Consider the following 15,572-nt stretch of genomic DNA (forward strand, 5'->3'; position numbering starts at 1 on the left):
AGGGCATTCCCTCCGGGCTCCTTCACGCACGGGCGCCGTCAGCCGTACACGCGGTGACGGTGTCAGCCACACCCCCGGTGACTGCGTCATCCGCACATGGGCGTCAGCCGTACATGCGGCGCATCGCGAACTCGACCATCTGCTCCACGGCCTTGGCGTCGAACACCATCCGGTGCTCGCCCTCCATGTCCAGCACGAAGCCGTAGCCCGTGGGCAGCAGGTCGATCACCTCGGCGCCGGTGATCACGAAGTACTTGGACTCCTTGCCCGCGTACCGCCGCAGCTCCTTGAGCGAGGTGAACATCGGGATCACGGGCTGCTGGGTGTTGTGCAGGGCGAGGAAGCCGGGGTTGTCACCGCGCGGGCAGTAGACCTTGGACGTCGCGAAGATCTGCTGGAAGTCCTCCGCCGCCATCTGGCCCGTGGTGAACGCGCGCACGGCGTCGGCGAGCGAGGGTGCGGACGGTTCGGGATACGCGGGCGCCTGCTGCCCGTACCCGCCCTGCATCTGCTGCTGCGGCGGCACGTAACCCTGTTGTGTCCCCGCACTCTGGTCGTAGCCGTACATGGCGCACAGACTACTGACCCCGCGCGAGGGCTGGGTCACAGATGTCCGGATCGGGGTTGCTTCTTATTACCGACGGGTAGCATCATCGTAGCTACTTGTCGGTACGTGAATCAGTCGCGAGGACCAGTCCCTCGCCGATCCCTCTCAAACGGAGCCGTCGCCATGGGGCACTACAAGTCGAATCTCCGCGACATCGAGTTCAACCTCTTCGAGGTACTCGGGCGCGACAAGCTGTACGGCACGGGCCCGTTCGAGGAGATGGACGTCGAGACCGCGAAGAGCATCCTGGAGGAGCTGGCCCGCCTCTCCGAGAACGAGCTCGCGGAGTCCTTCGCCGACGCCGACCGCAACCCGCCGGTCTTCGACCCGGAGACCAACACCGCGCCCGTCCCCGAGTCCTTCAAGAAGAGCTACCAGGCCTTCATGGACTCCGAGTACTGGCGGCTCGGCCTGCCCGAGGAGATCGGCGGCACCACCGCGCCCCGCTCCCTCATCTGGGCCTACGCCGAGCTGATCCTGGGCGCCAACCCGGCCGTGTGGATGTACTCCTCGGGCCCCGCCTTCGCGGGCATCCTCTTCGAGGAGGGCAACGAGGTCCAGAAGCACATCGCGAAGATCGCCACGGAGAAGCAGTGGGGCTCCACGATGGTGCTCACCGAGCCGGACGCCGGCTCGGACGTCGGCGCCGGCCGCACCAAGGCCGTGCAGCAGGAGGACGGCTCCTGGCACATCGAGGGCGTGAAGCGCTTCATCACCTCCGGTGAGCACGACATGTCGGAGAACATCCTCCACTACGTGCTCGCGCGTCCCGAGGGCGCCGGTCCCGGCACCAAGGGCCTGTCCCTCTTCCTCGTCCCGAAGTACCTCTTCGACTTCGAGACCGGCGAGCTGGGCGAGCGCAACGGCGTCTACGCCACGAACGTCGAGCACAAGATGGGCCTGAAGGCCTCCAACACCTGCGAGATGACGTTCGGCGACAAGCACCCCGCCAAGGGCTGGCTGATCGGCGACAAGCACGACGGCATCCGCCAGATGTTCCGCATCATCGAGTTCGCCCGCATGATGGTCGGCACGAAGGCGATCTCCACGCTGTCGACGGGCTACCTGAACGCGCTGGAGTACGCCAAGGAGCGCGTCCAGGGCCCCGACCTGGCGAACTTCATGGACAAGACCGCGCCCAAGGTCACCATCACCCACCACCCCGACGTGCGCCGCTCGCTCATGACGCAGAAGGCGTACGCGGAGGGCATGCGCGCCCTGGTGATGTACACCGCGTCCGTCCAGGACGCCATCCAGCTCAAGGAGGCGAACGGCGAGGACGCCTCCACCGAGCACGCGATGAACGACCTGCTCCTGCCGATCGTCAAGGGCTACGGCTCCGAGAAGGCCTACGAGCAGCTCGCCCAGTCGCTGCAGACCTTCGGCGGCTCCGGCTTCCTGCAGGAGTACCCGATCGAGCAGTACATCCGGGACTCCAAGATCGACACCCTCTACGAGGGCACCACCGCGATCCAGGGCCAGGACTTCTTCTTCCGGAAGATCGTCCGCAACCAGGGCGCGGCGCTGAACTCGCTCGCCGAGGACATCAAGAAGTTCCTCGCGGTCGGCGAGGGCGGCGAGGAGCTGGCGGGCGCCCGCGAGCACCTGGCCAAGGCCGCCGTCGAGCTGGAGGCCATCGTCGGCCTGATGCTCACCGACCTCGCGGCCACCGAGAAGGACGTCAAGAACATCTACAAGGTGGGCCTGAACACCACCCGCCTGCTGATGGCCTCCGGTGACGTCGTCGTCGGCTACCTGCTGCTCAAGCACGCCGCGGTCGCCGCCGAGAAGCTCCCGACGGCCTCCGCCAAGGACAAGGCGTTCTACACCGGCAAGATCGCGGCGGCGAAGTTCTTCGCGGCGAACGTCCTGCCGGGCGTCACCCTGGCCCGCAAGGTCGCCGAGGGCGTCGAGCTGGACCTGATGGAACTGGACGAGGCGGCGTTCTAGTCGCTTCCGGGCCCTTACGGGACCCTCCCGTACAGACCCGTACGAGACCCGGCCGGACCCCCGCGAGGGCCCGCTCCCGCACAGGGAAGCGGGCCCTCGCGCTCGTTAAGGTGAACCCATGAGCGCACCCCCCCGCTTCGACCGCGGCCACACCGACGACCTGATGTCCTTCCTGGCGGCGAGCCCCACGCCGTACCACGCCGTGGCGAACGCCGCCGAACGGCTGGAGAAGGCGGGCTTCCGGCAGGTCGCGGAGACGGACGCCTGGGACGGCGCGGCCGGCGGCAGGTACGTGCTGCGCGGCGGCGCGATCGTCGCCTGGTACGTCCCCGAGGGGGCGGACCCCCACACGCCCTTCCGGATCGTCGGCGCCCACACCGACTCCCCCACCCTGCGGGTCAAGCCGCGGCCCGACAGCGGGGCCCACGGCTGGCGCCAGGTGGCCGTGGAGATCTACGGCGGCCCGCTGCTCAACTCCTGGCTCGACCGCGACCTGGGCCTGGCCGGACGGCTGTCCCTGCGCGACGGCTCGACCCGCCTGGTCGACGTCGACCGGCCGCTGCTGCGGGTCCCCCAGCTCGCCATCCACCTGGACCGCGCGGTCAACTCCGACGGCCTCAAGCTCGACAAGCAGCGGCACATGCAGCCGGTGTGGGGCCTGGGCGACGACGTCCGCGACGGCGATCTCATCGCCTTCCTGGAGGAGACCGCCGGGGTGCGGGCGGGCTCGGTCACCGGCTGGGACCTGATGGTGCACCCGGTCGAGCCGCCCGCCTACCTGGGCCGTGACCGCGAGCTGGTCGCGGGTCCGCGGATGGACAACCTGCTGTCCGTGCACGCCGGCACGGCCGCGCTGACCGCCGCGGCCGGACGCGGTGCGGAGCTGTCGTACATCCCCGTGCTCGCCGCCTTCGACCACGAGGAGAACGGCTCGCAGTCCGACACCGGCGCGGACGGCCCGCTGCTCGGCAGCGTCCTGGAGCGCTCGGTGTTCGCCCGCGGCGGCTCGCTGGAGGACCGGGCCCGCGCCTTCGCCGGGACCGTCTGCCTGTCGTCCGACACCGGGCACGCCGTGCACCCCAACTACGCGGAGCGGCACGACCCGACGCACCACCCGCGCGTCGACGGCGGCCCGATCCTCAAGGTCAACGTCAACAACCGCTACGCCACCGACGGTTCGGGGCGCGCGGTGTTCGCGGCGGCCTGCGAGAAGGCCGGGGTGCCCTTCCAGTCGTTCGTCTCCAACAACGCGATGCCGTGCGGCACCACGATCGGCCCGATCACCGCGGCCCGGCACGGCATCCGGACGGTTGACATCGGCGTGGCCATCCTGTCGATGCACAGCGTCCGCGAACTGTGCGGCGCCAAGGACCCGTTCCTGCTGGCGAACGCGCTGACGGCGTTCCTGGAGGGCTAGTCCGGGGCGGCGGACGCGCCGCGTTCTCTAGCAGTGATCCGAGTGGCGGTCAACTCCCCTGCGCGGCACGGCGCATGGGAGCCGCCCTGCCGGGTACCCGGATCGCACCGGAAACACCGGACAGGGAGGCGACACTCATGGGCCTCGGCGGATGCATCATCCTCATCGCCGTGGGAGCAATCCTCACGTTCGCGACCGACTGGGACATGCAGGGTGTCAACCTTGACCTGGTCGGCGTCATCTTCATGATCGTCGGACTGATCGGCGTCGCGACCTTCAGCAGCATCGCCCGGCGTCGGCGGGTCGTGGTACCCCCCGCCACGCCGGTCGTCGACGACCCGACCCGTCCGCACCACACCCGCGACGGCTACAGCGACGGGTACGGCGTCTGACCGGACGCCCGTCCGGCGCCGTCCGCGCCGGACAGCTCCAGGGTCAGCCGGTCCGCGCCTCCCGCGACGGGACGCACGGACAGCCGCCACTCACGGCGGTGCACATGGCAGGCCGGATGGGGGACGTCCGGGGCGGCGTCGCACACAGCCGCCGTCGCCACGACACGCAGCACCCCCTGCCCCACGGCGGGGTCGGTCACGAGGGCGCGGGAGAGGTCGCCTCCCGCGCCCTCTCCGCTGCGCAGCAGCGCGGGCGGGGACGCGGACACCAGCAGGCGGGTCGCGGGGCCGTCCCGCGTGTCGAGCCGCCGGCCGGGCGGGGGCGTGAAGGCCACGTCCAGGCGGACGGGGCCGGCGGCGATCTCGGTGACGGACCGGTCCGCTCCGGGCGGGTCCAGCACGTCCCCGGGGAGCCGCAGCCGGGTCAGCCGGTGGCGGGCCGACTCCACCACCACGACGTCCTCGCCGGCGACCACCGCCCCGCTGGGTTCGCGCAGGCCGGTGGCGAGGGTGGTCACCTCGCCGGTGGCCGGGTCGTAGCGGCGCAGGGCGTGGTTGTAGGTGTCGCTGACGGCCAGCGAGCCGTCGGGCAGCGCGGTCACCCCGAGCGGGTGCTGGAGCAGCGCCTCGTCCGCGGGGCCGTCGCGGTGCCCGAAGGCGAACAGTCCCGCGCCGACGGCGGTGCGCACCTGCCCGTCCGGTCCCAGCCGGCGCAGGGCGGAGCTCTCGGAGTCGGCCACCCACAGCCCGTCCGGCGTCACCGCGAGCCCCGAGGGCTGCGCGAACAGGGCCTGCCGCGCCGGTCCGTCGACGAGGTGCTCCCCTCCCGTCCCGGCCTCGCGGGCGACGGCGTCCCCGGCGGGGTCGTAGGACCAGAGCTGGTGGATGCCGGCCATGGCGATCCACACCCTGTCCCGCCACCAGGTGACGTCCCACGGGGAGGAGAGGTTCACCTGACGGGCCGGGCCGTCCGTCGCGTCGCCGGGGCGCCAGGGGGAGCCGGTGCCGGCGAGGGTGGTGACCTCCCCGGACCGCGGGTCGAGCCGCCTGAGGGCGTGGTTGACGGTGTCGGCGACGACGACGGCGCCGTCCGGGAGCAGCGCGAGTCCCTGCGGTTCCTGGAAGCGCGCCCGGTCGGGCGGGCCGTCCGTCAGGCCGCGCTCGCCCCGGCCGAACCGCCTGAGCACCGTCTCCGCGTCCTCCGCCAGCTCCACGACCTGGTGCCGGGTGGTGTCCGTGACCAGGAAGGTCCCCGCCGGCAGCCGCAGCACCTTGCCGGGGAAGCGCAGCACGGTCGGTTCCGGCTCCGCCGGGGGCGCGTGGGGGAGGTCACCGCGCCGGAGGGTGCCCTTCGCGGCGTGCTCGGACTCCAGCTCGGTCACCAGCCGCTCGATCTCGGGGACGTGCCCCTCGCCGGAGTACGTGGCCACGACGTACCCCTCCGGGTCGACGACCGCCAGCGTCGGCCAGGCGCGCACCGCGTACTGCGACCACGTCGTCAGCTCGGGGTCGTCCAGTACGGGATGCGTGACCGCGTACCGCTCCACGGCGTCGGCCACCGCCGCGTGCTCCGTCTCGTGCGGGAACTTCGGCGAGTGCACGCCGATGACCACGAGCGTGTCCCGGTGCCGCTCCTCCAGCCCGCGCAGCTCGTCGACGACGTGCAGGCAGTTGACGCAGCAGAACGTCCAGAAATCAACGACGACGCACTTGCCGCGCAGGCCGGCGAGGGTGAGTTCTCCGCCCCCCGTGTTGAGCCAGCCGCCCCTGCCCGCCAGTTCCGGGGCGCGCACCCGCGCGGAACGGCGGGCCCGGGGAGCGGGAGCGGCGTCGTCCATACGTCCAGCGTGCCACCGCGGGGCGCCGGGCGGGGGCGGTGCGGACTCCGCCCGTCGGCCTAGCGGCGGCGTCGGACGCGGCGGGCCGGGGAAGCCGTCGGACCATGAGATTCTTCGTGCGGGACCGGATCCTCGGCATCGGGGACGACTACTGGATCGAGGACGACCGCGGCGCCAAGGTCTTCCTCGTCGACGGCAAGGCGATGCGGCTGCGGGACACCTTCGAGCTGAAGGACGTCGAGGGGCGCGTGCTCATCGACATCCGCCAGAAGATGTTCGCGCTGCGGGACACCATGGTGATCGAGCGGGGCGGGGAGCCGCTGGCGACGGTGCGGCGCAAGCGGCTGTCGCTGCTGCGGAACCACTACCGGGTGTCACTGGCGGACGGCGGCACCGAACTGGACGTCAGCGGGCGGATCCTCGACCGGGAGTTCGCCGTGGAGTACGACGGCGAACTCCTCGCCGTGATCTCCCGCCGCCTGCTGACCCTCCGCGACACCTACGGCGTCGACGTCGTCCGTGACGACGCCGACCCGGCGCTGCTGATCGCGGTGGCGGTGTGCGTGATCCACCTGGCGGAGAAGGAGCGGGAGGGGTAGCCCCCCGGGGGTGCTCCGGAGCACCGACGAGAGTGCTCCGGCTGCACCGACGGAACGGGCGGCATCGCGGTGGTGATGCCGCCCGTTCCTGTTTCTCCGGGCGGGACGGATGTCTCCGGCGTGGTGAAGCGGACCCTCGACGGCCGGGAGGCTGTCGGCGGCCCGCTCCGTGCCGTGGATCCCCGGCTGGTCCGCTGTACGCGGACGACGACCGGCGCGAGAGCTCGGCGCACGACCGCCCTGCCTCGCGTGCTGAAGCAGCCACGGTCACGACCCGTCACCCCGCCGCTTCACCACACGGGGCGCAACGGCGGGATCGAGTCACCGGCCAAGGTGCGGACGATGGCCGCGAGTTCGGCTCGCGGTACCTGCCGGCCGACTTCGTGGAGATGCTCGGTCAGTTGCGCCTCCAGCTCGTGCAGGATCCGCCCGGCCACGGCGAGGTGCTTCAGAGCCTTGTCGGTCAGAACGACGAGCTTGCGCCGGCCGCCGGCGGGATGCGGCCGGCGTTCCACATAGCCCCGCTTCTCCAGGTCGTCGATGATCTGGCCGGCGGCCTGTTTGGTGACCCCGAGTTCCTCGGCCAGCTCGCTGCTGGTCGCGCCGGATCCGTGCAGCACCTGGAAGACCAGGCCGTGCATGGGGCGCAGGTCGGCATAGCCCGCGGCGTCGAGGCGGCTCACGAACTCGGAGAGGACCAGCTGGAAGGACATCCCGAGCAGGAAGGTGAGCTCGGTTCGCTCGAGGGGGTCGTGGGTCTCCATCAACTCATCTTGACACACCGATATAAAGTCGCTTTACTCGCTGCAAGTAAAGACGCTTTACACAGGAGACGCCAATGAACGTGGTCAGCGAGAGCGAGCAGCGGACGACCAAGACCCCTGCCGGTTCGATGTTCGGCCTGGCGGCCCCCAGTCAGGGGAGTGCCGAGGTCAGCACGTGGCGGGTGGAGCTGGGTGCGGACGCGGTCACGCCGGTACACATCATCGACCGCGAACAGGTGTGGATGCCCCTGTCGGGCGAGTTCGAGGTCGAGGTGGAGGGAAAGACCGAGCAGGCCAAGGCCGGCCAGGCCGTCATCATTCCCGCCGGCGCCGTGCGGCAGCTGAAGGCCGTGGGCGGCCCGGCGGAGGCGCTGGTCGCCATGGCCGTCGGCGGCAAGGCGATGATGCCCGGGAGCGAGGACAAGATCCCGCTCCCGTGGGCCGAGTGACCGTGCCCGGCTGAACAGCCCGACCGAACAGCCCGACCAGGCCAGCCCCCGAGGGATCCGGTCGGGCTGTTCGCCTCTCCGGACTCCGGATCGCGGTCCCGCGTCACACCGGAGCCGGAGACATCAGACATCAAGCGCAACCCGACCGATCCGATTAAGGACAGGTATGAATCCCGAAGTGAGCAGCGGGCGCCGCCGGGCGGTTCTGGCCCTGCTCGCCGTCACCGTACTGATCGTGGTCATGGACCTGACGATCATCAATGTGGCGCTCACCCCGATCCAGCAGAGCCTGGACGCGACCAACGCCGAGCTCCAGTGGTCGCTCGACACGTATCTGATCACCTTCGCGGCCTTCCTCTTCACCGGTGGCGTGTGCGCGGACCGGTTCGGTCGGAAGCGGACGCTCATGGCCGGCCTGGTGGTGTTCGGCGCCAGTTCGGTGCTGGGCGCGTACGCCGACACCATCACGGAACTCATCGTGTGGCGTGGCGTCATGGGCGTGGGCGCGGCGGTCGTGCCGACCGTCACACTGGCCATCATCATGAGCGTCTTCCCGCCCGCGGAGCGGCCCAAGGCGATCGCGGTCTGGGCCTCGGCCGCAGGAGTCGCCTTCGCCGTGGGGCCGGTGCTCGGCGGGCTGCTGCTCGAGCAGTTCTGGTGGGGGTCGATCTTCCTCATCAACGCCCCGCTGGTCGTCGTCGGCCTGCTCCTCATGGGGTGGCTCGTCCCCGAGTCCAAGAACCCCGCCCCCGCCAAGTTCGACCCGCTCGGCGTGCTGCTGTCCATCGCCGCCGTCGGCCTCCTGGTCTACGGCATCGTGACGGGCGGCGAGGACAACGAATGGCTGGCTGCCGACACTCTGGGCGGACTGGTCGGCGGTGTCGTGCTGCTCGTGCTGCTCCTGGTGATCGAGTCCCGGATGGCGACGCCGTCCCTGGACGTCAGCCTGCTGCGCAGCGCCCGTTTCTCGGCGGGCTCCGGGGCCATCGCGCTCTGCTTCTTCGCGCTCATCGGGGCGATCTTCATCACGCAGTTCTACTACCAGGCCGTGCTCGGCTTCTCCCCGATGAAGGCCGGCCTGCTGCTGCTGCCCATGGGCATCGGCTCCGTGATCATGTCCGCCCGCTGCCCCACGCTCGTGATGCGGTTCGGGCCGCGCGCCGTGGTGGCCGCCGGCGCGTCCGTCATGGCCGTGTCCTTCATCCTCATGAGCCAGATGACCGCGGACACGCCCACCTGGCTGCTGATCGTCGCGCAGCTGGTCTTCGGGCTCGGCTGGGGCTGCATCATGGCGCCGGCCACCGCGTCCCTGATGTCCGTCGTGCCCCCGGTCAAGGCCGGTGCGGGGCAGGCCGTGTCACAGACCATGCGCCAGGTCGCCGGTGCGCTGGGCGTCGCGGTCATCGGCAGCATCCTTGGCGTGGTGTACCGCTCGGGGATGGAGGAATCGGTGAGCGTGCTGCCGGAGGCCCTGCGCGACGAGGCCGCCGGGTCGATCGGTGGCACCCTGCGCGCGGTCGAGGCCGCGGAACTCGGCGACCAGGCTCCCGCTCTCATCGACAAGGCCGTCGACACCTACTTGTCGGGCATGGAGATCACCATGCTCGTGGCTGCCGGTGTCGCGCTGCTCGCCGCCGCCGTGTCCCTGCGCTGGCTGCCGAAGACGGCGCCGAAGCCGCCGGTTCCGCCGGCGCCGAAGCCGACCGCGGGCGAGGCCGCCGGCGCGCCGGGAGCACGTGTCTGAGCCACCTGCACTCGTAAGCACACAGGGGTGCCCGCCGGGACATACAACGGCGGGCACCCCTGTGTCTCGCTGCTGGGCCAAGTCGGCACACGGACTTCACAATTCCATATCACCGCGCGTAGCGGCGGGGAGTTTTCAGGTCACGCCCCTGCGGTGCGAAGAGGGACGAATCGGACGGAGTCAGGAATTCCGAATTTATTGACATGACCAAGAGTAAAGGTGCTTGACTTACTCTCCGGTGAATCCATAGTGTCGTGCCGTCAAGCAGTCCTCTCGGGGTGTCAGGCGGGATGCGGAGGCTGCCTTTCCATAACTCGTTGACCGTTGAACAGGTTCAGCGATTGTGGTTTTTTTCCTAATGTGGGGCGCTTGGCGCCCGGCGTCGTTAGGACGGGGGTAAGTGGTGTCATTTGGTGATGCCGAAAAGACGTCGGCCGGTGTTGATCTGGAGACACTCGAAGGTGTCTCTTCGTGGCTTCGTCGCGAGGTTGCCGAACTGGTCGGCCGTGATGTCGGTGACGTTCCCGAGGACGAGCTCTTCTCGAGCCTCGGGATGGACTCGATGCGGGCCACCAGCCTCATGGCGGCACTCTCTCGCGCCACGGGAAGACACTGGTCACCAGCGCTTCTGTGGGCCAATCCCACCATTGGCGGCCTCGCGGAACGGGTCGTCGCCGGTGACGCCCTCCCGGAGCGGCCGAAGGAGCCGGTCCGCTCCTCGACCCGGGGGGATCTCCGTCCGGGTGAGCCCGTCGCCGTCGTGGGCATGGCGTGCCGCTTCCCGGGTGCGGACGGTGTCGAGGCATTCTGGAACCTGCTGGAAGCGGGCGTGGACGCCGTCCGGGACGTGCCGGAAGGCCGGTGGAAAAAGGATTCCGCAGGCTATGGGGATTCTGATGTCTCCGTCGGTATGACTACGACGGAGGCCGGTTTCCTGGAGGGTCGTATCGATGAATTCGACCCGTTGTTCTTCGGGATTTCTCCGAGGGAAGCCCAGGAAATGGACCCGCAGCAGCGACTTTTCCTCGAAGTCGCCTGGGAGGCGCTCGAGGACGCGGGTGCGACGGAGAAGGATCTGGCCGGCAGCGACACCGGCGTGTTCGCCGGAGCGATCTGGCACGACTATGCCGACCTCGCCCCCGGAAGCACCAGCGGCCTGTCCTCGCACTCCGCCACAGGACGCGCACTGAACATGATCGCCAACCGGCTGTCCTACGTCCTCGGGCTGCGTGGCCCGAGCGTGGTCCTCGACTCCGCCTGCTCGTCGTCCTTGCTGGCGGTGCACCTGGCCTGCCAGAGCATCCGGAGCGGCGAGTCGTCCATGGCTGTCGCCGGCGGGGTCAATCTGCTGCTGAGCCCCGAGACCATGGTGTCCCTCAGCCGGTTCGGCGGCCTGTCACCCGACGGCCGCTGCAAGGCGTTCGACGCGAGGGCGGACGGGTTCGGCCGCGGCGAGGGCTGCGGAGTCGTCGTCCTCAAGCCGCTGTCGCGCGCTCTCGCGGACGGGGATCACATCTGGTGCACGATCCGGGGTTCCGCTGCCAACAACGACGGCTTGAGCAACGGACTCACCGCCCCGAACCCGGCAGCGCAGGAAGGCGTGCTGCGCGCCGCCTACCGCAATGCCGACATCGCCCCGCACCAGGTGCACTACGTCGAAACGCACGGCACCGGAACCGCGCTCGGAGATCCCATCGAGGCCATGGCCCTCGGCGCCGTGCTGGGAGAGGACCGGCCTGAGGACCGGCCCCTGCGCCTCGGATCGGTCAAAACCAACATGGGGCACCTCGAGGCGGCGGCGGGAATCGCCGGCCTGATCAAGACCGCTCTGGTGCTCAAGCACCGGCGGGTGCCGCGGAACCTGCACTTCGAGACCCCGAACCCGCACATCCCCTTCGACGAACTGCGCCTGACCGTGCCCGCCGGCGCCGAGCCGTGGCCCGAGGACGGCGGGCTGTACGCAGGGGTCAGCTCCTTCGGCTGGGGCGGCACCAATGTCCACCTGGTGGTCGAGGGCCACCGGGAGCCCGCCCCACTGGTGATGCCCGACAGCGCCGCGCGTGACACACCCGACCGGCCCCGGATCGCCTTCGTCTGCTCGCCGTACGGGCAGCAGTGGGTCGGCATGGCGCGCGGCCTTTACCGCACGGAGCCGGTCTTCCGGTCCGTTCTGCGGGAATGCGACCGTGAACTCGCCCGCCACACCGGGTGGTCCCTCGTCGAGGAGCTCTTCCTGGACGAGACGCAGGCCCGCACCGGTGACGTCGGGGTCATGCAGCCCGTGGTCTTCGCGATACAGGTGGCCCTGGCGACCTGGCTGGAGGCCGCCGGGGTGCGGCCCGGCGCCGTGGTCGGGCACAGCCTCGGGGAGATCGCCGCGTGTGTCATCGCGGGCGTGCTCGACCTCCCCGATGCCGTACGGCTGGTCCACCACTACAGCGACCAGCAGCGCCGGGTGGCCGGTCCGGACCGCGGCATGGCCGTGGTCGAGCTGTCCGCCGACGACCTGGAGGAGCGCCTGGCCGGGCGGGACTCCTCGGTGTGCGTGGCGACCCGCAACGGGCCGCGCACCACGGCGCTGGCGGGCAGCCGCGCGGAGCTGGAGGAGATCGTCGCCGCACTGAAGGCGGAAGGCGTGCTGTGCGCCATGATCCGCGTCGATCTGCCGGCTCACAGCGCGGCGATCGACCCCATCATGGCGGACCTGGAGAAGGCCCTGGAGGGCATCGCCGGCCGGCCCGGCCGTATCCCGGTCGTCTCCTCGGTGACCGGGCGGCCGCTGGACTGGCGGGAGGTGGGCCCCGCGTACTTCGCGCGGAACCTGCGCGAGCAGGTACGGCTCGCCGACGCCACGGCACACCTGCTGCGGGAGAAGTTCGACGTCCTGCTGGAGATCAGCGCCAACCCGGTGCTCGCCCCGGCGCTCCAGCAGAGCGTCGACGACTTCGGCCGCACCGCGACCGTCCTGACCACGATGCGCCGCGGCGACGACGACCGTACGGGGCTGGCCGAGACCCTGGACGCGCTCGCCCGGCTCGGTACGAAGGTACGGCTGCCGAGCATGCGGGACGAGCCGGCCGCGGAGCTGTTCACGCTGTCCGCCAAGTCGCCCGAGGCACTGCGTGAGCTGGCCGGGCGAACCGCCGCGACCCTCACCGGGACGGGCCCGGAGGGCGGGGACGCGGCCGGTGAGCCGGCGAATGCTCTGCCGGCGCTGGCGCAGGCGGCCCTCCCGCGGGCCCACCACCCCTATCGGTTGGCGCTTCCGGCGCGGGACGAGGAGGAGCTGGCCGAGGCCCTCGCCGCGCACGCCCGCGGCGAGGACCCCCCGGGGCTGTACGTCTCCGGCCGGGCCGCCGAGAAGCGGCCTCAGGTGGCCTTCGTCTTTCCCGGCCAGGGCTCCCAGTGGGTCGGGATGGGCCAGGAACTCATGCAGAGCGAACCGGTCTTCCAGGCGGCCGTCCGGGAGTGTGACGCGGCGGCCCGCGCCTTCGTGGACTGGTCCATCGAGGCCGAACTGACCGTCGGCGACACGGATCTGATGGTCGACCGCATCGACGTCATCCAGCCCGTGCTGTTCGCCGTGGAGGTGGCCCTCGCCGCGCTGTGGCGCTCCTGGGGCGTGGAGCCCGACGCGGTGATCGGACACAGCATGGGTGAGGTCGCCGCCGCGCACGTCGCCGGAGCGCTGAGCCTCGAGGACGCGGCGCGGATCATCTGCCTGCGCAGCCGTCTGCTGCGCCGCACCAGCGGGCAGGGCGCGATGCTCGCCGTCGAACTCACCATGGACGAGGCGCTGGAGGTGCTGGCGGGCCGGGAACACGCCGTGTCCGTCGCCGTGAACAACAGCCCGCGTTCCACGGTGCTCTCCGGGGACCAGGACGTGCTGGCCGAGATCGCCGGGCAGCTGGAGGCGGACGACGTCTTCTGCCGCTGGGTGAAGGTGGACGTCGCCTCCCACAGCCCGCAGATGGACCCGCTGCGGCCGGATCTGCTGGCGGCTCTGGAGGGGCTGGCGCCCCGCCGCGGAACCGTACCGGTGTACTCGACCGTCACCGGCGAGGTCGTCGGCGGCGAGGAGATGACCGGCACCTACTGGGTCGACAACCTGCGCGAGCCCGTCCTCTTCGGCGACCAGGTCGCCCAGCTGCTGCGAAGGGGCGTGCACGCGTTCATCGAGATGAGCCCGCACCCCATCCTGCTCCCCGCCGTCGAGCAGGTCGCCTCCGCGGGCGGGGCCGGCACGGCCGTGCTGCCGTCGCTGCGCAGGAATGAGAGCGCACGGGACTCGCTGCTCGCCTCCCTGGGACGGCTCCACGTGCTGGGCGTCCCGGTCCGCCTGGACCGTGTCCTGACCCCCGCGCGCCCCAGCCGGCGGCTGCCGCACTACCCGTGGCAGCGGGAGCGGTACTGGCACGAGCAGACCGACGGACCTACCGGTACGGGGCGCGCCCCTCGGCAAGGACTGCTCGGCGAGCGGATCGATTCGGCGGTCCAGCCCGGCACCCACTACTGGCAGACGGACCTGGACACCTCGGCCGCGGCCTTGGGGGACCACCGCATCGGCGGGGCGGTCGTCGTCCCCGGCGCGGCCTTCGTGGACATGGCCCTCGCCGCGGCCCGCCAGGTGCTGCCGGGCGAGAGGCACCTGCTGTCCGACGTGGTCTTCCAGCAGCCGCTGGTACTGCCCGAGGCCGGACACGCGCGTGTCCAGGCGGTGTTGGAGGGGTCCCGGGAAGAGCGGGCACGGATACGTTTCTTCACCGCCGAGGAGACTGGCCCCGTCTGCGTGGCCGAGGCCGTGCTGTCGGCGGCCGGCCACGGAACCGGCCCGGATCCGGCCGGCACCGGCGATCTCACCGGACGGATGACGGACGCGCTCGACGGACCGGACTACTACCGGGCGCTGGCGGCTTGCGGCCTCGGCTACGGTCCTGCCTTCCAGGGCATCGCGCACATCGCGCGCGGAGAGGGCGAAGCGCTCGCGAGGATCGGCCCGCACGGTGAAGAGCGGTGGCGTGACACGGGCCACGTCCTGCCCCCCGCGCTGCTCGACGCCGCCCTCCAGACGGCGGTGGCGCCGCTCCTCGGCGCCGACTGGACGACGACGGGCGGGTTCCTGAGCGAGGGCATGGGCCGGGTCGCCGTCCACGGCACGGTCCGTGGCGAGGTCCGGGCTCACACCGCCTGCCGGGTCGTGGGCGACGGACAGTGGGAGGCCGACGTCTCGGTCCACGGCCCGGACGGAGCCCTGCTCGTCGAGGTCACCGGGCTGCGCATCGTCCGGCTCGCGACCGTACCCGTGCTCACGACGCCGCCGTCCGCACCGGCGGACAGGGACGGCCCGGCGCGGTCCGGCGGCCAGGGGGACGGTCCGGCTGCCCTGCGCGAGCGCATCGCCGCGCTGGCGGACGGGGCGGAGCGCCGCGCGGCACTGGAGTCGGCGGTGCGGGAGAACGTCGCCCGTGTCGTGAAGCTCCCCGCGCGCAGGGTGGATCCCGACCGACCGCTGAAGTCCCTGGGGATCGACTCCCTGATGTCGCTGGAGCTGCGCAACAGGCTGGAAGCGACTTTCGGCATCCGGCTGTCGGCCACCCTCATCTACAACTACCCGACCATTCGCGACCTCGCTCCCTTCCTGGCCGAAAAGCTGCGGCTGGCCCTCGACGACTCCGCAGCGCCACCGGAGACCCCCGTCCCGCCGGCTCCGCGCGCGGACGACGGCAGCAGGGCCGAAGACGGGGACCTGAGCCCCGAAGAACTCCTAGAACGCGAACTCGCCGAGCTCAACGAGCGGATGGAGACCATCTAG

The 15,572-nt window shown here is 71.0% G+C and carries 10 protein-coding genes; 7 read left to right on the forward strand and 3 right to left on the reverse strand.

What is annotated here, in order from left to right:
• Positions 1-103: 103 nt before the first annotated feature.
• Positions 104-568, reverse strand: a complete 465-nt coding sequence (locus C1708_RS16000) for an SseB family protein (RefSeq protein WP_106413319.1) — start codon at positions 566-568, stop codon at positions 104-106.
• 162 nt (positions 569-730) lie between these two features.
• Between C1708_RS16000 and C1708_RS16005 the strand changes: the two genes are divergently transcribed.
• From C1708_RS16005 to C1708_RS16015, 3 genes are all read left to right on the forward strand, one after another.
• Positions 731-2,557 carry an acyl-CoA dehydrogenase gene (locus C1708_RS16005; protein ID WP_106413320.1) on the forward strand — a complete coding sequence of 609 codons (1,827 nt, stop codon included), beginning with the start codon at positions 731-733 and terminating at the stop codon, positions 2,555-2,557.
• Positions 2,558-2,675: 118 nt separating this feature from the next.
• Positions 2,676-3,974 carry a M18 family aminopeptidase gene (locus C1708_RS16010; protein ID WP_106413321.1) on the forward strand — a complete coding sequence of 433 codons (1,299 nt, stop codon included), beginning with the start codon at positions 2,676-2,678 and terminating at the stop codon, positions 3,972-3,974.
• Positions 3,975-4,111: 137 nt separating this feature from the next.
• Positions 4,112-4,366, forward strand: a complete 255-nt coding sequence (locus tag C1708_RS16015) for a DUF6458 family protein (RefSeq protein ID WP_106413322.1) — start codon at positions 4,112-4,114, stop codon at positions 4,364-4,366.
• Here C1708_RS16015 and C1708_RS16020 read toward each other — a convergent pair.
• The gene (locus C1708_RS16020; RefSeq protein ID WP_106413323.1) at positions 4,342-6,204 is read right to left on the reverse strand and encodes an NHL domain-containing thioredoxin family protein; all 1,863 of its coding nucleotides are present in this window, start codon (positions 6,202-6,204) and stop codon (positions 4,342-4,344) included. The two genes, C1708_RS16015 and C1708_RS16020, sit on opposite strands and share 25 nt — an antisense overlap.
• A 104-nt stretch (positions 6,205-6,308) precedes the next feature.
• Here C1708_RS16020 and C1708_RS16025 point away from each other — a divergent pair, with 104 nt between their 5' ends.
• Positions 6,309-6,803 carry an LURP-one-related/scramblase family protein gene (locus C1708_RS16025; RefSeq protein ID WP_106413324.1) on the forward strand — a complete coding sequence of 165 codons (495 nt, stop codon included), beginning with the start codon at positions 6,309-6,311 and terminating at the stop codon, positions 6,801-6,803.
• Between the two features lie 290 nt (positions 6,804-7,093).
• Here C1708_RS16025 and C1708_RS16030 read toward each other — a convergent pair whose 3' ends face one another.
• On the reverse strand, positions 7,094-7,567 hold the full coding sequence (locus C1708_RS16030; RefSeq protein ID WP_106413325.1) for a MarR family winged helix-turn-helix transcriptional regulator: 474 nt from the start codon (positions 7,565-7,567) through the stop codon (positions 7,094-7,096).
• A gap of 74 nt (positions 7,568-7,641) precedes the next feature.
• On the opposite strand from C1708_RS16030, the gene C1708_RS16035 reads away from it, so the two are divergent.
• The 3 genes from C1708_RS16035 (at position 7,642) to C1708_RS16045 (ending at position 15,572) form a co-directional block, all read left to right on the forward strand.
• On the forward strand, positions 7,642-8,016 hold the full coding sequence (locus tag C1708_RS16035) for a cupin domain-containing protein (protein WP_106413326.1): 375 nt from the start codon (positions 7,642-7,644) through the stop codon (positions 8,014-8,016).
• Between the two features lie 166 nt (positions 8,017-8,182).
• On the forward strand, positions 8,183-9,760 hold the full coding sequence (locus C1708_RS16040) for an MFS transporter (protein ID WP_106413327.1): 1,578 nt from the start codon (positions 8,183-8,185) through the stop codon (positions 9,758-9,760).
• A 403-nt stretch (positions 9,761-10,163) separates the two neighbouring features.
• Positions 10,164-15,572, forward strand: coding sequence for an acyltransferase domain-containing protein (locus C1708_RS16045; RefSeq protein ID WP_353962651.1), 5,409 nt, complete (start codon positions 10,164-10,166; stop codon positions 15,570-15,572).

This window comes from Streptomyces sp. DH-12, assembly GCF_002899455.1.
In the GTDB taxonomy this organism is placed as follows: domain Bacteria; phylum Actinomycetota; class Actinomycetes; order Streptomycetales; family Streptomycetaceae; genus Streptomyces.